Annotated in this window: 16 protein-coding genes; 9 read left to right on the plus strand and 7 right to left on the minus strand. The window is 63.9% G+C overall.

The window, feature by feature from the left end; genetic code table 11:
* Window positions 1-909: 909 nt before the first annotated feature.
* A complete protein-coding gene (locus ABIB90_RS12950) occupies window positions 910-1,293 on the minus strand; it encodes a hypothetical protein (RefSeq protein ID WP_354200792.1) in 384 nt (127 codons plus the stop codon).
* Window positions 1,294-1,595: 302 nt separating this feature from the next.
* Entirely contained in the window at window positions 1,596-1,844 is a 249-nt protein-coding gene (locus tag ABIB90_RS12955; RefSeq protein WP_007596106.1) for a hypothetical protein, read from the minus strand.
* 233 nt (window positions 1,845-2,077) lie between these two features.
* On the opposite strand from ABIB90_RS12955, the gene ABIB90_RS12960 reads away from it, so the two are divergent.
* From ABIB90_RS12960 to ABIB90_RS12990, 7 genes are all read left to right on the plus strand, one after another.
* A complete protein-coding gene (locus ABIB90_RS12960) occupies window positions 2,078-2,263 on the plus strand; it encodes a hypothetical protein (RefSeq protein ID WP_354160308.1) in 186 nt (61 codons plus the stop codon).
* Between the two features lie 71 nt (window positions 2,264-2,334).
* On the plus strand, window positions 2,335-3,015 hold the full coding sequence (locus tag ABIB90_RS12965; RefSeq protein WP_035993491.1) for a response regulator transcription factor: 681 nt from the start codon (window positions 2,335-2,337) through the stop codon (window positions 3,013-3,015).
* 9 nt (window positions 3,016-3,024) lie between these two features.
* Window positions 3,025-4,449 (plus strand): sensor histidine kinase, encoded by a 1,425-nt coding sequence (locus ABIB90_RS12970; RefSeq protein ID WP_354160310.1) that lies wholly within the window; start codon window positions 3,025-3,027, stop codon window positions 4,447-4,449.
* A 60-nt stretch (window positions 4,450-4,509) separates the two neighbouring features.
* Window positions 4,510-5,433: an RNA polymerase sigma factor RpoH gene (gene rpoH, locus ABIB90_RS12975; protein WP_354160312.1), complete on the plus strand. Its 924-nt coding sequence runs from the start codon at window positions 4,510-4,512 to the stop codon at window positions 5,431-5,433.
* A gap of 79 nt (window positions 5,434-5,512) precedes the next feature.
* Window positions 5,513-8,695 carry an efflux RND transporter permease subunit gene (locus ABIB90_RS12980; RefSeq protein WP_354200793.1) on the plus strand — a complete coding sequence of 1,061 codons (3,183 nt, stop codon included), beginning with the start codon at window positions 5,513-5,515 and terminating at the stop codon, window positions 8,693-8,695.
* Complete coding sequence (locus ABIB90_RS12985; RefSeq protein ID WP_219681614.1) at window positions 8,692-9,963, plus strand: efflux RND transporter periplasmic adaptor subunit; 1,272 nt, start codon at window positions 8,692-8,694, stop codon at window positions 9,961-9,963. The genes ABIB90_RS12980 and ABIB90_RS12985 overlap by 4 nt, the downstream gene beginning before the upstream one ends.
* Window positions 9,964-9,974: 11 nt before the next feature.
* Window positions 9,975-10,676 (plus strand): hypothetical protein, encoded by a 702-nt coding sequence (locus tag ABIB90_RS12990; RefSeq protein ID WP_007596098.1) that lies wholly within the window; start codon window positions 9,975-9,977, stop codon window positions 10,674-10,676.
* Between the two features lie 49 nt (window positions 10,677-10,725).
* Here ABIB90_RS12990 and ABIB90_RS12995 read toward each other — a convergent pair whose 3' ends face one another.
* From ABIB90_RS12995 to ABIB90_RS41625, 5 genes are all read right to left on the minus strand, one after another.
* Window positions 10,726-11,934, minus strand: coding sequence for an ABC transporter substrate-binding protein (locus tag ABIB90_RS12995; protein ID WP_354160318.1), 1,209 nt, complete (start codon window positions 11,932-11,934; stop codon window positions 10,726-10,728).
* Between the two features lie 56 nt (window positions 11,935-11,990).
* Entirely contained in the window at window positions 11,991-14,822 is a 2,832-nt protein-coding gene (locus ABIB90_RS13000) for an ATP-binding protein (protein ID WP_354200794.1), read from the minus strand.
* A 548-nt stretch (window positions 14,823-15,370) separates the two neighbouring features.
* Window positions 15,371-15,598, minus strand: a complete 228-nt coding sequence (locus tag ABIB90_RS13005; RefSeq protein WP_219681611.1) for a hypothetical protein — start codon at window positions 15,596-15,598, stop codon at window positions 15,371-15,373.
* Window positions 15,599-15,773: 175 nt separating this feature from the next.
* Window positions 15,774-17,039, minus strand: coding sequence for an ABC transporter substrate-binding protein (locus ABIB90_RS13010; protein WP_502918232.1), 1,266 nt, complete (start codon window positions 17,037-17,039; stop codon window positions 15,774-15,776).
* A gap of 317 nt (window positions 17,040-17,356) precedes the next feature.
* A complete protein-coding gene (locus ABIB90_RS41625) occupies window positions 17,357-17,599 on the minus strand; it encodes a hypothetical protein (RefSeq protein WP_502918233.1) in 243 nt (80 codons plus the stop codon).
* Window positions 17,600-17,850: 251 nt separating this feature from the next.
* Here ABIB90_RS41625 and ABIB90_RS13015 point away from each other — a divergent pair, with 251 nt between their 5' ends.
* Both ABIB90_RS13015 and ABIB90_RS13020 read left to right on the plus strand, forming a co-directional pair.
* A complete protein-coding gene (locus ABIB90_RS13015) occupies window positions 17,851-18,132 on the plus strand; it encodes a hypothetical protein (RefSeq protein WP_007596089.1) in 282 nt (93 codons plus the stop codon).
* Window positions 18,133-18,247: 115 nt separating this feature from the next.
* Entirely contained in the window at window positions 18,248-21,100 is a 2,853-nt protein-coding gene (locus tag ABIB90_RS13020; RefSeq protein WP_354200795.1) for an ATP-binding protein, read from the plus strand.
* The last annotated feature ends 67 nt before the right edge of the window (window positions 21,101-21,167 follow it).

Below are 21,167 nucleotides of genomic sequence, written 5' to 3' on the forward strand. Positions count from 1 at the left end.
GTTAGGCTGCCCTCCGGTAAGCGAACAGCGCCTCCACAGTAGTGGGTTTGGCACCGTAGCGGTCTCCCGCTACGATTTCCCCGAGCTTCGCATGTGCGGCTTTGACCTATGGGAGGACTACCCGTCGGGCAAAACACCCGCCACCCCGTCAACCCCTCCCCACAAAAATATTCCACTTTACCGAAATTCGGAATTAGCGTATGTGTCGTCCATCCCGGCTCATCCTTGAGGGGCGATCTTGTGGTCGTCATGTTCGCGAGCCGGGCTTGCGGTGGACGCGGCAGCGTTCGGGTGCGAGTGGCCAAGGGCAGGGCGGATTGCTCTCCGTGAGCCCAAGGCTTCGTTCCGACGAGCGGCGCTGCTAGGCTTCGTCTCGTCATCAGGTCGGCGGCAAGGTGCACAACGTCGTCGAAACCGGTGGTGAAATGGCGGGCCGTGCGTACGGCAAAACCGTGTGGTCCTGGCCGTCGTTGCTACGGTCAAGCCCTAGCGAATGCGGCATCTGCGTCAACCGGCGTGGTGTCGGTGAATTTCGCTGGGGTGAGGGAGGCCAGAACGAACTCGGCTCCCGGGAGAGCACGGCATAAGCCGTCCGACCACTGCGCAGGGAAGGCCGAGTGATTGGCTACACCTGTATGCTGCTGTGCGGTTTTCCTGCGTGTGCTTTTCGCGCAGCGGACCGCGGGTGCCAGCCGGCACCCGGCCTTCCCTGCGCCCTCTTGGACAAGAGGGTGGAATGACGAAGCAAAGCTCGGGCGAAACGCGTCGCGAGAAGGCGAAGGTGCGTCTGTTAGGCCGTAGGATGGGTAGAGCACTTGCGAAACCCATCATGCTTCCGCGCGGATGAAACATGATGGATTTCGCTTCGCTCTACCCATCTTACCAGCGCTGCTACAAGTGCGTGACTGGCTAGCTGCAGCTCAGCGGCACCGGCTGGCCGGGATGCAGCTCGTACCAATCATAGCAATCCGGACCGGCGCCGTAGAATCCATATCCGGGGCGGAAGCGGCCATCGCGGTGAAACGTGTGCTGGCCGAAGCCGCGGGTTGCGGCATGATCGCCGAAGCCTAGGTGCTCGCCGCCGAACCGGGTGCCGCCGCCGAAGCCGCCCTCGTGCCCCATGCCGCCGAAATGCGCGCCGCCGCCAAAGCCCGCATGTCCGCCGCCGAATCCGCCACCGCCAAATCCGCCGTGGCCGCCGCCACCACCACCACCGCCGTGCGCGTCGGCCGTGCCGATGGCGAGCGTCGAGGCGAGCGCCGCTGTTGCCAGAATCATGATCACTCGTTTCATGGAAAACTCCTCTCGTGTTGAGCCCGGCCATCCCTGAAGCCCGCTTCCGCGCCGCGCGGTACGCGCGAGGCTGCTTGATGGCCGGGTGTGTGACGCTGGAGAGGTAGGAGCGCTGCGCGGCAATCCAACTGAATTCGAGGTCAGACATTGGGGTCAGACATCGGGCTCGCCGCCCACGAAGGTGATCGCGCCGCGCGTAGCCGCGACGCACGCAAAGGAGCGGGCTGACGAGATCAGTCCGCTCCCTGTCATTCGATACGCGTCCGGCCGGCGAAGTCACCCGGCCGGATGCGTTGGCGCGATCAGAAGAAGCTGCCGGTGCCGGGCTCGCAAGGCACGTTGTTGCCGGTCCACGGCGCGGTGGCGAAGGCGCCGACGCGCGGCGCCGGCACGCAGCCACGTTCGCCCTGATAGACCGGCGCGCTCGTTGCGACCGTGTCGGCCTCCATCGCGGGCTGCCGCACGAGGCGGTGATGCTCGCGCGCCATGGCGGGGCCGCCGAGCATGGCGGCCGCAATCAGTCCCATCGACAACAGTTTGGACGTGGTCATTCGCTCTCTCCTTTGATGACATCAGGCCGACCAAGCCGGCTGGTCGTCGAGGTGTGCGCGATCGGGCCCGATTCAAATGCACGATTTGCTCACCGCAATTCAACGGCCCGTGAGCCGATGTGACGTCGCAACCACGATCGTGCGAATCCATAACATCCGTTGTCCCCCGGACGACTGCGAGCGCGTCGAGCTCATATGTTCGATGCAGCGCAGTTCGGAGCGGAGCCCACAAGATGATCACGACATTGGCAACACGCATTGCCCTTGCACTGGCGCTGCTGGCGCGACGCGCAGCTTGCATCATGAACTGCAATTCAATGGCGCCCCATGCGCCGCAAGCCTATCCCGTACCGCAGCGAGTGGCCGGCAACAGGCGACATCAAGGCCGCGCGTTCGACGAGCACGGGCATCGCACATGACCCAACGCGTCGCCGAGCCCACGCGCCCCTACCGCGCGCCGAGACGCCGCGTGGAACGTGGAGCGAGGGTCATGAACCGGATTCTCCTGATCGAGGACGACGCCGAGACCGCCGAGGCGATTGTCGCCGAGCTTGCCGACCGCGGGTTCGAGGTGCATTGGTCCGCCGACGGCGTCGACGGCCTCGACCGCGCGCGCGTGTCGAGCCCCGATGCCATGATCGTCGATCGCATGCTGCCGGGAATGGATGGGCTGACCGTCATCGAGGCACTTCGCAACGACCAGGTCAGGACGCCCGTTCTCGTCCTGAGTGCGCTCGGCGCGGTGGACGACCGGGTGCGCGGATTGCGAATGGGCGGAGATGATTACCTCACAAAACCGTTCGCGATCATCGAGCTGGTCGCGCGGATAGAGGCGTTGCTGCGCCGTCCGATCGACAGCCGCGAAACCATCCTGCATGTCGGACCGCTCGAGCTCGATCTGATCGAGCGGACCGCGCGGCGCGGCGAACGCCGGCTCGAGCTGCTGCCGCGCGAATTCCGCCTGCTCGAATACATGATGCGCCGGAACGACCAGGTGCTGACGCGTGCGATGCTGCTGGAGGAGGTCTGGAACTACAAGTTTGTTCCGGCAACCACGAACCTGATCGACGTGCATATGGGCCGGCTCCGTCACAAGGTCGACGGCCCCGGAGAGGTGCCGCTCATCCATAACGTCCGAGGCTCCGGCTTCGTCCTGCGTTCGCGGCAATAGGGGCCGGCGATGCGTCAGATCCAGCTGATCCGCTCCAGCACATTCCTTTCGGCCCTGGCCATGGCGGCCGGCTTCGCGCTGTTCGTCGTCGGCCTGTTCGCATTCATCTACTGGAAGCTCGACAATTATCTGGTCGCGCGATCCGATCGCATGATTACCACCCAGATTCACTTCATCTCAGACCTGTCGCCGGCCCATCGCATCAGCGCGATCGCGGATCATCTCGATCAGGATTCCAGGGGCGTGCAATACGCGGGACTGTTCGATGCCGCGGGCACCCGCCTTGCCGGCAATATCGACCGCGTGCCGCGCGAGCTCGGGCTCGACGGAGCGGTGCAGGGTGTGCGCCTCGATCTCATCAAGTCGACGGCCGTGCACTATCCCGTCGTCAGGGTGATCGGCAAGCGCCTCGACGGCGGCGATGTCCTGGTGGTCGGACGGAATGTCGATGAGACACGCGAGATCTCGAGCGTGGTGGGGCAGGCGCTGGCCCTGGGCCTGCTGCCGGCCTTCAGCCTCTGCCTGCTGGCCGGTGCCTGGCTCAGCCTCCGCGCCCAGAGGCGCGTAGAGGAAGTGAACCAGCGGGTCCAGCGCATCGTGGCCGGCGAGCTGCGCGAGCGGCTTCCGCAGGACGGGACGGACGATCCGTTCGCGCGGCTGGCCGGGATCGTCAACGGCATGCTCGACGAGATGGAGGCGATGATCAATGCGCTCGCCGGCGTCGGCAACGACATCGCCCATGATCTCAGGACGCCGCTCACGCGCGTCCGCCTGGCGCTGGAGCGCGGGCGCTCCCATGCGGCCACGCTGGAGGAGCTGCAAGAGACCATCGACAAGGCCATTGCCGGCATCGACCAGTCGCTCGCGATCGTCACCGCCCTGCTGCGCCTGACCGAAATCGAGAACAACCGCCGCATGGCGGGCTTTGGCGAGGTCGCGCTGGACGAGATTCTGCGGGAGGTGTGCGACGTCTACGAACCCATCGCCGAAGACAAGCGTGTGGGGCTCGGTGTCGTCATCGAGCGCGATGTGCTTGTGTGGGGCGACCGGGACCTGCTGTTCGAGGCGGTCGCCAATCTCGTCGACAATGCCGTCAAGTTCACGCCGTCAGGCGGTCGGGTCGAGCTCGCCCTGGAAGCGGACGACGACACTGCGCTGGTGCGCGTCAGCGATACCGGGCCCGGCATCAGCGAGCAGGAACGCGAGGCGGTGCTGCGGCGGTTCTATCGCTCCGACAAGATGCGCCATACGCCGGGCGTCGGCCTCGGACTGAGCCTGGTCGCCGCCATCGTCAAGCTGCACGACTTTCGGCTGATCGTCGGTCCCGCCCCTGGTGGACGGATCGAGATCCTTGCCTGGACCGGACGGATGGGCAAGGCCGCCACGCGCCGGTCGCGGACATTGCTGCGCGCAGACGCAGACCAGATGGGATGAGCCACATGGTCCACGATGCTTTCGAGATTGATCAGCCGGCCTGGAGTGCGGGAGCGACAGATGCAGACTAGCCACGAAGTGACGAGGATCAATCCCCCTGCGACGCCGGTCGCACCGGTGTCGGTGCCGTTCCTCAGCGCGTATTCCGCGGCCATCGGGCGCTACGACTTCCTCGAGCCCGGTCAGGAGCAGCAGCTTGCACGCCGCTGGCAGCAGACGCGGGACCGAAGCGCGGCGGACGCGCTCGTCACCAGCCATCTCCGGCTCGCGGCCAGGCTGGCGCGAGGCTACAAGGGATACGGCCTTCCGATGGTCGATCTGATTGCCGAGGCTAATCTGGGCCTCGTGATCGCAGCGTCACGCTTCGAACCCGGCCGCGGCGCGCGCTTCTCCACCTACGCGGTCTGGTGGATCAAGGCCGCCATTCACGAATACATCCTGCGGTCCTGGTCCCTCGTCAAGATCGGCACGACGGCCGCGCAGAAGAAGCTGTTTTTCAAGCTCCGCGGCGAGATCAGGAAAGCCACCGGCAGCGCGATGTCGGGGCTCACGCCTGACGTTGCCGAACTGATCGCCGGGAAGCTCGAGGTCACCGCGCGTGAGGTGATCGAGATGGACGCGCGGCTGCACGGCGACATGTCGCTGAACGCGCGCGTCGGTGGCGAGGACAGCGGAACAGAGCTGGAAGCGTTGCTCGTCGACGGGGCGGTCGACGCCGAGACGGTGCTGGTCGATCACGAGCAGACCGAGCGGCGTGCCAGCGCCTTGCGTGTTGCGCTCAGCGGGCTTGCGGCGCGGGAACGCCGCGTCTTCGAGGCGCGGCGGCTGACGGAATGCCCCGTCACGCTCGATCGGCTGGCCCACGAACTGTCCATATCCAGCGAACGTGTCAGGCAGATCGAGATGCGCGCCTTTGCCAAGGTCAAGCGCGCGGTGATGCTTGCCGTGCAGGATGCGCAGCGGGGCACCGCATGCAGCGTCTGAATTCGTTTTCATTTGAACGCAGGTCCGGCCGTTCTCACCTGTCCGACGATCCCGCCTAACTCCCTCCAGGCAGACCACCATGGGAATTGTTCGCTTCGCGTTACGGCTTCCGCACACATTCTATGTGCTTGCCGCGCTGATCGTGTTCCTCGGCGGCATCGCGATCCGCTCGATGCCGACGGATATTTTCCCGGAGATCCGGATCCCCGTGGTCACGGTGATCTGGAGTTACACGGGCCTCTCGACGCCGGAGATGGAGCAGCGCGTCAGCACCTATAGCCAGTATTCGATCAGCGCCAATGTCAGCGGCATCAAGAATATCGAAGCGCAGACCCTCAACGGCCTCTCGATTCAGAAAATCTACTTCCAGCCGGACGTCAATCTCGATCTCGCGATCTCGCAGATCGTCTCGGGGACCAATGCCATCCGCGCCCTGATGCCGCCGGGGATCCAGCCGCCGATCATCGTGCAGTTCAATGCCTCGAGCGTGCCGGTGCTCCAGCTCAGTCTCCAGTCGAACAGCCTGAACGAGCAGCAGCTCTACGATTTCGGCATTTACCGCGTCCGCCAGCAGCTGGCTCCCGTTCCGGGCGTGACCCTGCCCACGCCTGCCGGCGGCAAATACCGCCAGATCATGGTCGACATCGATCCGAACAAGCTCCTGTCGCGCGGATTGACGCCGCTCGACATCGTCAATGCGGTGAACACCCAGAACCTGACGCTGCCGACCGGCACGACCAAGATCGGCGATACCCAGTACACCGTTCGAACCAATGCGACGCCGGCCACGATCCAGGATCTCAACATGATCCCCGTCAAGTTCGTGAACGGGGCCACGATCTTCCTGAAGGACGTCGCCCAGGTCCGCGACGGGGCCCAGGTCCAGCAGAACATCGTGCGCGAGGACGGCCACCGCGCCGTCCTGCTCAGCATCATCAAGAACGGAAATGCCTCCACGCTCGCTGTCGTCAACGGCGTCAAGGCGGCGTTGACGTCTATCCGCGCGGCGGCTCCGGCGGGGCTGAAGATCAACGAGCTGTTCGACCAGTCGATATTCGTGACCCATTCGGTCAATGGCGTGCTGCGCGAAGGTGCGATCGCCGCCGGCCTGACCGCGCTGATGATCTTGGTGTTTCTGGGATCGTGGCGGTCGACGCTGGTCGTCCTGATCTCGATCCCGCTGGCGATGCTGTCTTCGCTGATCGTGCTGTATTTCCTCGGCGAGACCCTCAACACGATGACGCTCGGCGGGCTCGCCCTCGCGGTCGGTATCCTCGTCGACGATTCGACGGTGACGATCGAGAACACGCACCGGCTCTGGACCGAGGAAGGCATGCCGTTGCCCGAGGCGACCCTGCACGGAGCCGCTGAAATCGCCATCCCGACGCTGGTCTCGACGCTCGCGATCAGTTGCGTGTTCACCTCGGTCGTGTTCCTGGAGGGCCCGGCCAAATACCTCTTCACGCCGCTCGGCCTGGCGGTGGTGTTCGCGATGTTGGCGTCCTACGGGCTGTCGCGAACGCTCACGCCGATCACCATCGGCCTGCTGCTGAAGGGCGAACGGCGTCATGGCGAGAGCGCGCGCCCGTCAGGCATCTTTGCGCGCGCCTCCGCTGCGTTCGAGCGCGGGTTCGAGCACCTGCGCGAGGGCTATTCCGATCTCCTGCAAAAGTTGTTGCGGCGTCGTGCCGTCGTGCCCGTCGTCGCCGTGCTTGTGCTGGCGCTCGGAGCCACCATGTTCGCCTATGTCGGCAGGGATTTTTATCCCGTCATCGACGGCGGCCAGATCCAGCTCCATGTTCGCGCGCCAGCGGGTACGCGGATCGAGCGTACGGAAGCGATCTTCCAGGCGGTCGAGGACAAGGTCCGCGAGGTCATTCCGGAAGGCGACCGGGCGTTGATCGTCGACAATATCGGTCTTCCGGCGCGGGCCTACAATCTCGCATTCACCGACGGCTCGACGATCGGAGTGAATGACGGCACCATTCTGGTATCGCTGAAGGATGGGCACAAGCCGACGGCGGATTACGTCAGGAAGTTGCGGCAGGTGCTGCCAGCGGCGTTCCCGGAGGACACCTTTTATTTCCAGGCGGCCGATATCGTCACGCAGATCCTGAACTTCGGGCTTCCCGCGCAGATCGATGTCCGCACGGTCGGTTACGGCAGCAACAATCTGGCCGTGGCCAAGGAGCTGCAGAAGAGCCTCGCGGCGATCCCCGGCGTGGTCGATGCGCATCTGCAGCAGGAGGTCGATGCTCCCGCGTTCTACGCCGACATCGACCGCACCCGCGCCGCACAGCTCGGCCTCAATGCGAGCACGGTGGCGACCAATATCAATGTCAGCCTCAGCTCGTCCGCGCAGGTCTCGCCGAATTTCTGGACGGACCCGACGTCAGGCATCCCCTATTACCTTGCGGTGCAGACACCCGAATACAGGGCTGATTCGCTGAACGCTTTGGGCAACACGCCAGTGTCGGCCTCGGCTGCCGCAAGCGGTCAGACGGTGCCGGGCTTGCTCAGCAATGTCGCGACGTTCAAGCGGGGGACCGTTCCCACCAATTCGAACCAGGCCAATGTCCAGCCGGTGTTCGACGTCTATGCGAGTGTCCAGGGCCGCGATCTCGGCAGCGTAGCGGCCGATATCGAGAAGGTGACGTCAGCCCTGCAGAAGCAGCTCCAGCCAGGCAATTCGATCCAGGTTCTGGGACAGATCCAGAGCATGCATCAGTCGTTCCGCGATCTCGGGATGGGACTGCTGTTCGCCGCTATCCTGGTCTACCTGCTGATGGTCGTGAACTATCAGAATTTTGGCGATCCCTTCGTCGTCATCCTGGCGCTGCCGGCGACATTTTGCGGCATCGTGACGATGCTGTTCATTACCGGGACGACGCTGAACGTGCCATCGCTGATGGGAGCCATCATGGCGATCGGCGTTGCCTCGGCAAATTCCATCCTGCTCGTGACCTTCGCGCGTGACGAGCAGTTGAAGGGGCATTCCGCGTTCCAGGCGGCGCTGAGCGCAGGCCGTACGAGGATCCGGCCCGTCCTGATGACCGCGGCCGCGATGATCGTGGGCATGATCCCGATGGCGATCGGCGGTCCGGGCGAGGAGCAGAACGCGGCGCTCGCGCGGGCGGTCATCGGCGGGCTGCTGTTCGCAACCCCGACCACCCTGCTGATCGTGCCGTATCTCTTCGCCATGCTGCGCAAGAGCAACGATGGCAAGCCTCGGCACGGCGTATTTGAGGAGCAACCGGAATGAGCGACGTTCGCGCAAGAACCGATGACGACGGTGCGAGAGATCGCCCCGGGGCGGAAAACCTCCGGGTTGTGGAGCTGCCGAGCAAGGGCGCACGATCCGGACGCCCTTATGGTGGGGCGCTGCTGGGCGGAGGCCTGCTCCTGCTGCTTGCGGGCGGTCTCGGCATCGGCGGCTGGCGGCACTACGAGGTTGCGCGTCAGGTGGCCGCCGTGGCCGAACAGGTTCGGACCAACATTCCGGAAATTCGGGTGGCGACGGTCAAGCCCAGCGGCGACATCATGAAGGTCAGCCTGCCAGCGACGACGACTGCATTCGAGGCGGCCAACATCTTCGCGCGGACCAGCGGCTACATCGAGAAGCGCCACGTCGATATCGGCGATCGCGTGAAGAAGGGCGATCTCCTCGCGGAAATCACCGCTCCCGAGCTGGATCAGCAGATCGCGCAGGCGCAGGCGACGCTCGCCCAGGACCAGGCTGCGCTTCAGCAGGCGCAAGCCAGCCGGGAGCTGGCCGACGTCACCAACTCGCGCGACAGCAATCTTGTCAAGCAAGGCTGGTTAACGGCACAGCAGGGCGACAACGACCGTCTCACCCTGCGCGCGCAGCAGGGGGCTGTGGGCGTCGCCCAGTCGAACATCACGGCGCAGGAGGCGCAGATTCGCGTTCTCCAGCAAGAGAAGTCCTACCAGCGTGTGGTGGCGCCGTTCGATGGCGTGGTCACGCAGCGGAACGTGGACAATGGCAGCTTGGTGCAAGCCGGCTCCACCTTCATGTTCACGATGATGCATTCCGATGTGGTCCGAACTCAGGTCTTCGTACCGCAGGACGAGGCTTTCGGAGTTGCCCCGGGCGTCGATGCGGACATCCGCGTTCCCGAGATTCCGGGGCGGACGTTTGCGGGCAAGGTCACGCGGATCGCAACCGCGCTGCAGCCGGGGAGCCGAACGCTGCTGACCGAGATCGACGTGCCCAATCCAGATGGTCTGCTCAGTCCCGGCATCTATTGCACCGTCGAATTATCGATACCGCGCAGGACGCCATCAATGACGATCCCGTCCGACGCGCTCGTCTTCGATCAGAATGGCCTCCACGTCGCGGTCGTGCGGAACGGCACGGTCCACTTACAGCAGGTCTCGATCTCCAGGGATTTCGGCACCACGGTGGAAGTGCGCGACGGCGTGCAGCCCGGCGATCAGGTCGTGCTCAATCCTGCGGTCACGCTGGCAGAAGGCAGCAAGGTCACCGTTCGCAAGCTTGAGACGAGCTAGGGACACGAGAGATGATACGGTTCGCGTTTGCAATGATGGTCGCTTTCCTGCTCGGCTTCTCTCCGGGCCAGGCACAAATCGCAACGACCGGCAGCACCGCAATGGATCTGCCGACGGTGCCGGGCGCGATCGTGATCTCGCCGCTCAACAGTCCGGGGCCGTTTTCCGCAACGACTGTGCCGGGTGCTCCGGATACGACGCTGGCGCCCGTTCCGCTGGCTTCGGATCCGGTGACGCCGGGGACAGTGGTCATCTGCGCGCCGCCATCGTCATCGCTGTCGCCGGTGCCGGCGACTCCAGCTGTATCGCCCACGGGTCTTTCGCCTCCGGGCATCGCGGCTCCGATCCTGCCGCTCACGGGACAGAGCGGTAGCTCCATCGGGACGATTCCCGCGGCCGCTCCGGCGGGAACAGGTGCAACAGTGGCCTGCAGTTCAACGCCGGGAGGACAGGTGACCAGCGCTGCGTCTCTGCCGCTTTCGATTTCGCAAGTGCCTGCAAGCCCCGCGCCCGGCACGATCCCGGCGGACGCCAGCAACGCCGGCGGCACGGGCATCGACCCGAACGCCACCGTCGTGCCGAGCCCTAACAGCTCGGCTTGCGCGGAAGGGGTCTCTATGAACCTGGCGGAGCCCGCGACGGTGGTGCCGGCGAACGCCTCAGGCGCTGCGCCGACGCCGGGCGTATCGCCGATCCTGCCGCCGGGATGCTGAGGTGGACTTGCAGGGCTTCCGTGTTATCGCATCACACGGCATTCGCCAGTCATATTGCCGGGCGCAACTTGCGGACTTGGGCATCCGGGGGAAGCACGCTTCCACCATCCCTATATTTCCAGTCTACCATGACGGCCTTGTTGCCCCTGACCGCGGTGCGACCGACGAATGTTCCCATCGTGCTTTGATGATCGATCGAACGCCAAATTGCCGGTCCAAACGGTGTATCGAAGCTGACATTGCCAAACCCATCCGCCATCGTTTCGGTATCGAGGCTCCCGAGCCGCTCGATCGGAGCCACGATGGAGCTGATCATGGCGTGACCGACCACGGAGCCCATGGTGGGAGCCTCGCCGTAGCGCGCGGAATAGGCCGACGCGAATGAACTGTTGGCCTGGTCCAGGATCTCGGTCACGGGATAGCCGGTCACGATCCATCCTGTCGGCGCGTCCTCTCCGAGCGGATGGAGATATTCGGGTTCGCCTGTCGTGAACGACACGACATCTCGTCCTTCGAACAGGCCGCGATCCTTTCCCTGCCGGACGAATTTGGTGAGATCGGGCCCGAAGGTGATATTGAGGATCGCCTCGGGATTCTGCTGTGCGAGCGCGTTCACGACCACGCCGGCATCGATGGCAGCCAGCGGCGGCCATTGACTGCCAACGAACGCGACATCGGGGCGACGTTGGCGGAGAAGCTGCATGAACCACCTTACGGCCGACTGCCCGTACTCGTAGTTCGGAGCGATTGTCGCCCATCGTGTCGCCTTGAGTTGAGCGGCCTCCTCAACCAGCATCGCTGCCAGCATGTAGGTCGAGGGGCGGAGCCTGTAGCAATATCGATGTCCCCGCTCCCAGACGAGGGCATCCGTGAGCGGCTCGCTCGCCACGAACAAGACCCGGTTCTGCCGGGCGAAGTCGCTGATCGCGAGGCCGACATTCGACAGATATGCGCCTGCCAGCAGATCGACGTCGTTCCTGCGCACGAGTTCCTCTGCCGCGCGGATCGCGACGCTGGGTTTGCCTTCGTCGTCCCGGCTGACGACCTGCAGCTCGCGACCGAGAAGGCCGCCTTTGGCGTTGACCTGCTCGACCGCCAACTGCCAGCCGCGACGATAGGGCAGGGTGAACGCGGGGGCGCTGCTATAGGAGTTGATCTCGCCGATCCTGATCGGTCCCGTGCCCTGCGCACGGATGATGCCGGGCGAAAACACCGAAGCGCCGATGCCGCCCAAAATCTGTCGTCGAGAGATGTTCATCACGCAAGGTCCGGAAGATGGAGTGAAGGGCAGTGTCGGCCGAAAGGCATCGCAACCTAATGGCAGGTGCAGGATGGGAGCCGGTCGCCGTCGGATGTCGAAAGCGAGATGCCCGGTATTTCAGCCAGAGTGCGGGCAAAGGCGAGTGCGGGAAGGTCAATCTCCTGATCGAACAGCGCGCTCACCGGGCCCACAAGATCAAGGGCCGTCTGCTGACGGTTCGATTTCGCCATGATCCCTGCCCACGCAGCCGCAACTTTCAACTCGTAGAAGCGGCATTGCTGGTCCCTGGCGATGGACAGTCCCTCGGCGAACAGCACCTCGGCTCGCGAAAGATCGGATGGTCCGTTGGCCAGGAGTATCTCGGCCTTGATCCGCAATAGGTCCGCAAGGCACCACAATTGCCGGCCTTGCCGCGACATCGACAAGGCCTCTTCCACCGCGGCCAGGGCCTGCGCAGCCTCACCGATCGCGAGCAGGCCTTCGGCGAGCGATCCGAGAAACTCGGGATTGCGCATCAGCCAGCCGTTCTCGGTCCGCGCCTTCAGGCCGCTGCGCAGCAGCGCTATTCCGTCGTGATGCTTGCCTTGCAGAACCAGCAATTGTCCCTTCAGGCAGGACGTCCAGCTGGTCCAGAAAGCTATTCCCTCGCGCGTGACGAGTTCGAGAAGGGAGGATATCGCCTGATCGGCGGCGGCAAGATCATGCGTCATCAGCGCGATCGGGCAGACGGCGTTGCGGAGTGCATAGGCGATCGCAAGCTTGTCCTTCTCGCGCTGGGCCTCCTCGAGGCACTCGGCGGCCAGAGATCTGCTCTGGGCGATCTTTCCCTGCAGCAGCAGGACGCGCGCCAACATCGCCTTGGCGAGGACACTCTGGTTCAGCAAAAACCACATCTGGTTCGCACCGCCGTTCAATCCGTGAGCCGAATGGTCCAGGGACAGCGTCAGCTCGCGTCGTGCATCCTCCTGCATTCCAAAGAAATGCGTTGCAGCGCCGATCAGGCGACGGCCTACCGCCTCGTTGGCGGGATTTCCGGTGCGTAGCGCGATCTCGAGGTAGCGTTCGCCAACCTCCTTGGCCGCGGCATATTGGCCCGAGTTGAGATTATAGCTCCACAAGGTCCAGACCGCCTTGAGCTGAAGCTCGAGATCGGACAATTCCTCGGCGAGCACGAGACCGATGCTCAGCGCCGCCTTCATGCGGTCCGCTGTTCCCGCCGTGTTGAGAAGTGCGAAACCCAACGCGACATAGAGCTGCGCCTTGAGCTTCGGAACGCAGGTGAACCCGGGACCGAAATGCGCAAGCGCGTGCTCGATCCGCGTCGAGCATTCCACGAAAGACAGCAACTGCATCCATACCGGAACGAATCCGGCCGTCAGTTCGATTCCAAGCGCGGTCTCTCCACCGGGCGAGAACGCCCAGTCGAGCGCGGCGTGCACGTTGCCGATCTCCTGAGCGAAACGGGAGATGTCGTCGGGAGCGGGAGAGGCATCGCCGAGCGGTGCGATGATCTGCCTGAGAAAGCCGGCCTGCCGCCTTGCCGCCCGCTCGACGAGGCCTGCCTCTGCGAGCTTCTCCAGCGCATAAGCGCGGGTGCTCTCCAGGAGCCGCCATCGTCCCTCGAATGAGGGGTCCAGCGACACCAGCGATTTCCCGACCAGATTGAACAGGGTTTCAATGACGTCCGACCGCGACAGAGTGTCGTCCATCATTGCACTGGCCGCATCGAGCGTGAAGCCGGCCGGAAACACCGCGAGCTGGCAAAGCAGGTGCTGCTCTGCCGGGGTCAAAAGGTCGTAGCTCCAGTCCAGGGTCGCCCGCAGGGTCTGGTGTCGCGGCAACTGGTCACGGCGGCCGCCATTCAGGAGCTCGAAGCGCTTATCGAGACGGAGCAGTACGGTGTCCACCCCGAGATTGGCGGCCCGGGCCGCGGCAAACTCCAACGCGAGCGGAATGCCGTCGAGGCGGCGAGAGATGGCGGCGATCTTCCGGAGCTCCTCCGCGCCCGCAACGAAGGTCGCACGTAGGGCCCGCGTTCGCGCGACGAACAGCTGCACTGCGCTTGCCCGCAGCAGCAAGTCGGGATCGTGCATATCGGGATCGGGAACCGACAGCGCCGGAATGGCCGCAACATATTCGCCGTCGATGCGGAGACCTTCGCGGCTGGTCGCGAGCACGGTGACGTTCGGACAATAGCGAAGCACGGCACTGGCAATCTGCGCGGCGACTTCGATCACATGCTCGCAATTGTCCAGGACAAGAAGCAGACGGCGGGTTCCGATGGCCTGCGCAATGCTCGCGGCCGAGACTTCCTTGTCGTTCGAGGCGAGCTTGAGTGCACGGGCGCATGCGGATGCCGCAAGTGCCGCATCCTGCAGGGTCGCGAGTTCGACCAACGCCACGGAATCGTTGAATGCGGGTGCGACGCTGCGCGCCAACTCGATAGCCAGCTTCGTCTTTCCGATGCCGCCGGGGCCGACCAGGGTCACGGCACGATATGCCGAAAGCACATCGACCAATTGGCTCATGCAATCCTCGCGGCCGATGAGAGGCGCGCGGATGCTCGGCAGGTTGTTGGTAAAGGGTGCGTCGGCCGCAATCGTTACCGGCGCGGCCGCAGGGTGCTCCAGATGCCCGCTTCGCCAACTCCCGGCGAGCGTATAGCCGCGGCCCGAAACGGTCTTGAGGAGATTGCGATCCTCGCCGAGTGCCTTGCGGACGGCCGAGATATGGACCTGAAGCGTGTTGTCTTCGACGGTCAGGCCCGACCAGACGCTTCCGATCAAATCATCCTTGGTGACCAGGAGACCCGCGGAGCCGACCAGCCTCTCGAGAACCTCGAACGCGCGGCTTCCGATCGGCACTGTGACGTCGTTGTGCCTCAACTCTCTTCGTTGGCAATCGATATGCCATTGTCCGAAAGAGTAGGTGCGATCAACCGACATAAGGGGGCCCGTGATTCAATTCCGCCGCCGTGATCCGGGGGAAATCACGAGCCCGCCCCTTGAGGTCACCGATCCCTGGCATGGATTTGAAAGCGTCAATGCGGTTGGGTCTCCTACAGGGGAGATCGTCAGCGTGTCAAGAAGGCCCGCTCAGTCGCCGGGGCTTCGTTCATTATCAATGCTGACACCCGACACGTTGGTGATCGATACACGAATTCGTGACGACGTTCGGGCGCGTGTCAGAATGGAAAGGGTCCCTCGGAGGGAACCTGATGCCATCAAAGGAAGCATCATTTACTCGGCATCGCCGAGAATCGTCAGCGCAAGAACTCCGGAGCCCAAATGCTTCCAGGAGACGTGCACCAGTCGCAAGAACGGCGGCCTGGTCGTGAGCCGCCGTCCTTCCTTCCGCCGAGAGGTCAAAATCCGGAACGTTGAGGCGATCAACTTCCGGTCGGCGTCAACCGGACTTGCTCCGGTTCGCGAACTCAATAGCCCGAGGTGGGCTCGCAGGGCGGCCGGCGCCAGGGGGCGGTCGCGTACGCACCGACGTCGGGAGCACGGGCGCAGCCGCGCTTGGCGGAGGCCGGCACGCGCTGAGCCGACGCATAAGCCTCGACATTGGTACGCTTCGCGTTGCCTTCGCGGGCCATCGCGGGGGAGGCAATCATGGCCGCGACCACGAATCCGGCCGACAAGAACTTCAGTGTCGTCATCGAACATCTCCTTGAGAAAGCGACGCCGAGAGCGCCTCGGCCCGCACCTGAGACATGTGCATGCATGCGCCGGATCCGCAGTGTTGATCGAACGAACATTTTCCTCTTTGCACGAAGCCGTCGCGGTGCGTTGAATTCAAACATCGACGGCTCATCCGACAGGGAGGTTCGCGCGCTAGTTTGGTGAGGACGTCGCCTGGTCCGTGCGTCCATCCAGCAGTTGGCCAAACCATTCCCATCTTTCGCCGGTGAAGCGCATCATCCGGAGCTGCTCGATCGGACGAAAGTCCGTCGGTGATGTCTTTATGCGAACACCGGGAATGTAGGCTTCGAGGTCGAGATCGAGATCGGTGGCCACGCGCATGATCCTTTCGTGCGTGAGATCGTCGGCGCAACGCCTGATCACCTCCACGAGTGCACTCGACATGTTGAAGGCCACCAGCGGCCCGCTCTCCGATCGATCTGCCTCCGGATAGTATTTCGCCATGAACGCGCGAAAATGCTGCATGCCCGGATGGCTGTCCCACTGCGGATCAGTCACGTCCATCTGATACCCCGCGCTGAGAATTCCCTTCGCATTGTCCAGTCCGGCGGGCTTCAGCACCGCGCCGACCGAGACCGAGACGTTCGTCACGATGTGGATGGGACGCCAGTCCAGCTCGGCGAGCGTCCTGATCGCCTGGGCGGCGAATTTGGGTGTTGCGACGTCGATGAATATGTCGGGCGCAGCGGCCTTGACCGCGGCGACCTCGGAGTCGATCGTCGGGGTGCTGACCTCATATGATTGGCTGGCAATCACCATTTGCGCGTACTGGTCCTGCAGCACGTCCTTCAGGCCGAGCAGATAGTCGCGTCCAAAGTCGTCGTTCTGGTACAGGATACCGATCCTTGCCCCCGGATGGTGCCGCAGAATGTAGTCCGCATAGATGCGTGCTTCGGTTCGGTAGCTCGGTTGCCAGCCGATGGTCCACGGAAAGTGCTCGGGATCCGCCCAGCGCGATGCTCCGGTGATAACGAACAATTGCGGCACATGCCGGCTATTCATGTATTTCTGGATCGCTGCGTTGCTGACCGTGCCGAACGGAGCGAAGATCGCAAGCACCTCGTCGTCCTCGACGAGCCGTCGCGCTTGCTCGACCGCTTTGGATGGACTGTAGGCGTCGTCGTATGAAATGAAATTGATCTTCCGGCCGTTGATCCCGCCATTGTCGTTGACCATGCGGAAATACGCGCTCATCGTCCTGCCGATGATGCCGTAAGCAGATGCCGGGCCACTGTAGGGCATGATGTTGCCGATCCGGATCTCGGTGTCGCTTGCGCCGGGATCATATCGTGGCTCCGCGGAAGCGCTGCCGACTGCAAGCGCAGCGCAGGAGATGAAGAGCTTTCCCAGGCGCCACGCGTTGCCCGAAATCGAATAACCAGTCCTGCCTGCGATCAAGCGATGCCTCCATGGCGCTGCCGGTCTTTGCACATGCCAACCCTGACGAGGCGTGGCTCGGCCGCGCCCGCTCGAGGCGGCGGACGAGCGCGTGCAGCAGTCGGCGTAGCGACTATAGCGCGGACGGCGCTACGCGCCCGGTTGCGGATGCTGAAGAACTGTTAAGTTTCGCAGTTTTTGGGTCGGCTATCCGAATCGATGCAATCGGCCCTGCCGCGAAGCCGGCAGGGTGCGCCGCATGGCGCGGTCGCACTCCCGGATTACCGGCACCATCATCCGCACCTGCAGGAAGCAGAATACTGGATTGTGGTATCTCGTCATCGATGCCAGTTGTGGTCGCGAAATTGGCCTATGCCGAAGACGGGCGCGCCACCGCCCGGCCGTTCGAGACCCATTCGCCCGGCGGGCGTCAGTGCGCCGCCATTCAGCACGTCGCGATCGGGGTACATCGATGCAAAGGCTGCCGGCTCCTGATCAGCGAAAGACCAGGCTGCGGACGCCGACGATATCGTTGCCGTTGAGAGTAGCGCCGCTGCGATTAGAATCTTGAATACACTCATAGCGATTCTCCATTGTTTGCTCCGTGCGGAGAGTCGCTTGGCGATGATCGCTGCTCGGCTGGTGGCGTTTCCGAAGTTTTTTTGATGAAAATGATCTAGGTCGTCGGAGCGGAAAGTCCCGGTGGATCTGAATCACTCCTGCGGGAAGAGTCTGTCACGCTTGTCAGGATTCTCGCGCGTTTGTGCGTAGTCAAACGCGTCCGGTGTCCGTTTCTGGGAGGCGGATAGTTTGAATACCTGGAGTGTGAGCAATGAAATCATTTGCTGTTGTTTGCGTCCTCGCCTGCGTTGCGCTTTCGGGCACCGCGTCCGCCCGCGGCGGCATGGGATCGCATATGTCGATGGAGAGCGGCGGTGCGCTCGGGACGAGCGCCGCCGCGCCGGGCACGAACTCGCTGGGCACTGCGCTTTCGTCGTCCGACGGCGGTGGTCACGCGATGAAGGGGCCGTTGCTTGGCACAGACCAGACCATCGACAAGGAAGATGCCCGGCTTGAGAAGATGCTGGAAGGATCGATCTGCCGCGGCTGCTGAACGGCGCGCATTGAGAGACAGGGGCCGGCGGCCGCGCCGCCCGGCTACCTGTGTCTTTCGACGGGGTTGGTGGTAAGCTGGACTGAAAATGACGAAACCGCTTGGGGCTGTCCCAATGATGGCTGAGCCGGGCCAGCGTCCCGTCTACATTTGCGCGGAATGGGAAATCGATCTTGCCAGACGCGAATTGCGCTCGAACGGCGAACTCGTTCCGTTGGGGGGGCGTGCCTTTGAGATTCTTGCGGAATTGGTTCAGGCGCAGGGCCAGCTCGTCACCAGGGACGACCTGAAGGAGCGGGTCTGGCGGGGCGTCTTTGTCGAGGAGAGTGCACTTCGCGTGCATATCGCTGCGATCCGAAAGGCGCTCGGTTCCGACCGCGACATGTTGTCAACCAGCGTTGGCCGCGGTTATCGTTTGCTGGGAGCATGGCGGGTTCAGCATACGGACACCCCGCTACAATCTGCCGCAACCGGCCTGCTGCCGTCGATCAACATTCCCAGCGCATCATTCGATCTCATCGGCCGAACGGCTGCGATCGCACATTTGTGGCGGCTCCTGTCGGCCTATCGCATCGTGAGCCTGGTCGGGCCTGGCGGCATCGGAAAGACGTCGCTCGCGCTAGAGGTCGCCAGAACGCCGCCGCCCGGCTTTGTGGCTGACCGGTTGCTGGTCGAGCTGGCCCCACTGTCCGATCCGAAGCTCGTCTGCTCGGTCATCGCCAGTGTCCTCGGCACCAAGCTCGAGGGCGAGGAGATCTCGCCTGATGCCATCGCGCGCGCGATCGGCTCTCGGCCATTGCTGCTCATTCTCGACAATTGCGAACATGTCATCGACGCCGTGGCGCAGGTGGCCGAGTTGGTTGTCAGCCACTGTGCGGGGACGGTCATTGTTGCGACAAGCCGGGAGGCGCTGCGTATCGAGGGGGAACATGTCTACCGCGTGCCTCCTCTGGGCGTACCGCCTGAAACCTGGCACGAGCCCACTGACGCTTCCGCGTATAGCGCAGTGGAATTGTTCACGAGCAGAGCGAAGGCGCTGGGTTCGAGTTTTGTACCCGACGAGGAGAACATCGGCGCCATCGCATCCATCTGCCGCCGGCTCGACGGCATTCCGCTGGCGATCGAGTTTGCGGCGGCGCGCGCAGTCATGCTTAGCCCGCCGAAGATCGCGTCACTTCTCGATGACAGGTTCAAATTCCTGACGACCGGCCGGCGCACGGCGTTGCCGCGGCAGCAAACGCTACGCGCAACGCTCGACTGGAGCTACGACCTCTTGCCGGACGACGAGGCGTGGCTGCTCCGGCAGCTCGGCATATTCGCCGGCGAGTTCCAGCTCAATGCAGTGATTGCTGTTGCTGGCGAGAACATCGGCGATGTGACCGGCCAGCTTGCCAGGCTGGTGGCAAAGTCGCTCGTTCTCGCGGATATTTGCGGCGACAGCCCGCATTATCGTCTGCTGGATACGACGCGTGCCTATGCATTGGAGAAGCTACGTGCCGGCGGAGAACATCCCGGCGCAGCCTACCGCCAGGCGAAATACTACTGCGGATTCTTTGCCAGCGCCGAAGCCGACAGCGAAGTGAGGCCGCAGGCGGAGTGGCTCACCCTCTATGGCCGACACATCGACAACGTGCGAACGAGTCTCGATTGGGCCTTCTCCCCCGGCGGGGACTCGCAAGTCGGGGCCGCCCTGACGGCGGCCGCGGTCCCGCTCTGGGTGCAATTGTCGCTGCTCGCCGAATGCCGCGAGCGGACCGAACTCGCTTTGGCGCGCCTCGATCCGACGGCTGCAAACGCGCCGCGACTTCGGATGCAGCTGTCGGCCGCGCGCGGCTGGTCACTGATGTACGGTGTTGGCAGGGCCCGGGAGGCCGGTCCCGCCTGGGCTGCGACCCTACAGCTCGCCGAGCAGCTCGGTGACAGGGATTACCTGCTGCGCGCGCTGTGGGGGCTCTGCATCGATCAGTTCAATAACGGCGAATTCCACAAGGCGCTTGAATTTGCTAATCGCTTCGCGGAGGTCGTGGCCGATTCCGGCAATCCCGTCGATCGCATGATGGCCGACCGCCTTCTCGCAACCACGCTGCATTATCGCGGCGACCAGCGACTCGCCTATCATCATATCGGCCGAACCCTGTCGCGGCTCTCGGAACTTGCGGCAAAGCCGCAGGTCATTCGTTTCCGGTTCGACCTGCGGGTCTCGACGCGCTATTTCCAGGCGCGGATCCTGTGGTTGCTCGGCCTCGCGGATCAGGCCTTGAGCGTCGTCGAGCACAACGTCGAGGAAGGCCGGACCAGTGGTCACGCACTCACGTTTTGCAGCGTCCTCGGCCAGGGTGCCTGCCCGATTGCGTTCCTGGCCGGCGATCTCGACGCCGCCGAGCGCTATTGTACGATGCTGCTCGAACACACCGAGCGACATCCGATCCGCCTGTGGAATCTGTGGGCGCGCGCCTTCAGAGGAATGCTGATCTCGCGCCGGGGTGACCTCGCGACCGGATTGCCCCTGCTGCGCAAGACGTTTGAGCTCGCGGGCGAGGCGCGCCACCTGCCGCGCTTTCTGCTTCCCCTCGGTGAACTCGCGGTATGTCTCGGCGACGCCGGCGAGGTATCGCAAGGCCTTGCGACCGCCGACGAGGCGCTCGCGCGATGCGAGGCCAGGGACGAGGGGTGGTACGTCGCCGAACTCTGGCGCATCAAGGGCGAATTGCTGCTGCTTCCCGGCGAGCACCGCTCGGCGATCGCCGCCGCGCAGGCCTTCGACAGGGCATTCGAGGTGGCGCGGAGCCAGGGCGCCTTGGCTTGGGAGCTGAGAACGGCGATCAGTGTGGCACGATTGAAAGTGAGGGAGGGGCATCCGGCCGATGCACGCCGTGTTCTCGCGTCCGCATACGGCAAGTTCACTGAAGGTTTCGAGACGGCGGACCTCCGCGACGCGCGTGCAATGCTGGCGAAGCTCGGATCGTAGGTCCTAGATGCCCCGGGGAGCGGCATCCGATTCAACCAATCGGATGCCGGTGCAGCCTCGGCGAGCA

The sequence above is a fragment of the Bradyrhizobium sp. JR4.1 genome, assembly GCF_040548605.1.
In the GTDB taxonomy this organism is placed as follows: domain Bacteria; phylum Pseudomonadota; class Alphaproteobacteria; order Rhizobiales; family Xanthobacteraceae; genus Bradyrhizobium; species Bradyrhizobium canariense.

Coding starts and splice junctions, on each gene's coding strand:
- ABIB90_RS12950 (WP_354200792.1), bottom strand. CDS start 1,293: ATGAAACGAGTGATCATGATTCTGGCAACAGCGGCGCTCGCCTCGACG.
- ABIB90_RS12955 (WP_007596106.1), bottom strand. CDS start 1,844: ATGACCACGTCCAAACTGTTGTCGATGGGACTGATTGCGGCCGCCATG.
- ABIB90_RS12960 (WP_354160308.1), top strand. CDS start 2,078: ATGATCACGACATTGGCAACACGCATTGCCCTTGCACTGGCGCTGCTG.
- ABIB90_RS12965 (WP_035993491.1), top strand. CDS start 2,335: ATGAACCGGATTCTCCTGATCGAGGACGACGCCGAGACCGCCGAGGCG.
- ABIB90_RS12970 (WP_354160310.1), top strand. CDS start 3,025: ATGCGTCAGATCCAGCTGATCCGCTCCAGCACATTCCTTTCGGCCCTG.
- rpoH (WP_354160312.1), top strand. CDS start 4,510: ATGCAGACTAGCCACGAAGTGACGAGGATCAATCCCCCTGCGACGCCG.
- ABIB90_RS12980 (WP_354200793.1), top strand. CDS start 5,513: ATGGGAATTGTTCGCTTCGCGTTACGGCTTCCGCACACATTCTATGTG.
- ABIB90_RS12985 (WP_219681614.1), top strand. CDS start 8,692: ATGAGCGACGTTCGCGCAAGAACCGATGACGACGGTGCGAGAGATCGC.
- ABIB90_RS12990 (WP_007596098.1), top strand. CDS start 9,975: ATGATACGGTTCGCGTTTGCAATGATGGTCGCTTTCCTGCTCGGCTTC.
- ABIB90_RS12995 (WP_354160318.1), bottom strand. CDS start 11,934: ATGAACATCTCTCGACGACAGATTTTGGGCGGCATCGGCGCTTCGGTG.
- ABIB90_RS13005 (WP_219681611.1), bottom strand. CDS start 15,598: ATGACGACACTGAAGTTCTTGTCGGCCGGATTCGTGGTCGCGGCCATG.
- ABIB90_RS41625 (WP_502918233.1), bottom strand. CDS start 17,599: ATGAGTGTATTCAAGATTCTAATCGCAGCGGCGCTACTCTCAACGGCA.
- ABIB90_RS13015 (WP_007596089.1), top strand. CDS start 17,851: ATGAAATCATTTGCTGTTGTTTGCGTCCTCGCCTGCGTTGCGCTTTCG.
- ABIB90_RS13020 (WP_354200795.1), top strand. CDS start 18,248: ATGATGGCTGAGCCGGGCCAGCGTCCCGTCTACATTTGCGCGGAATGG.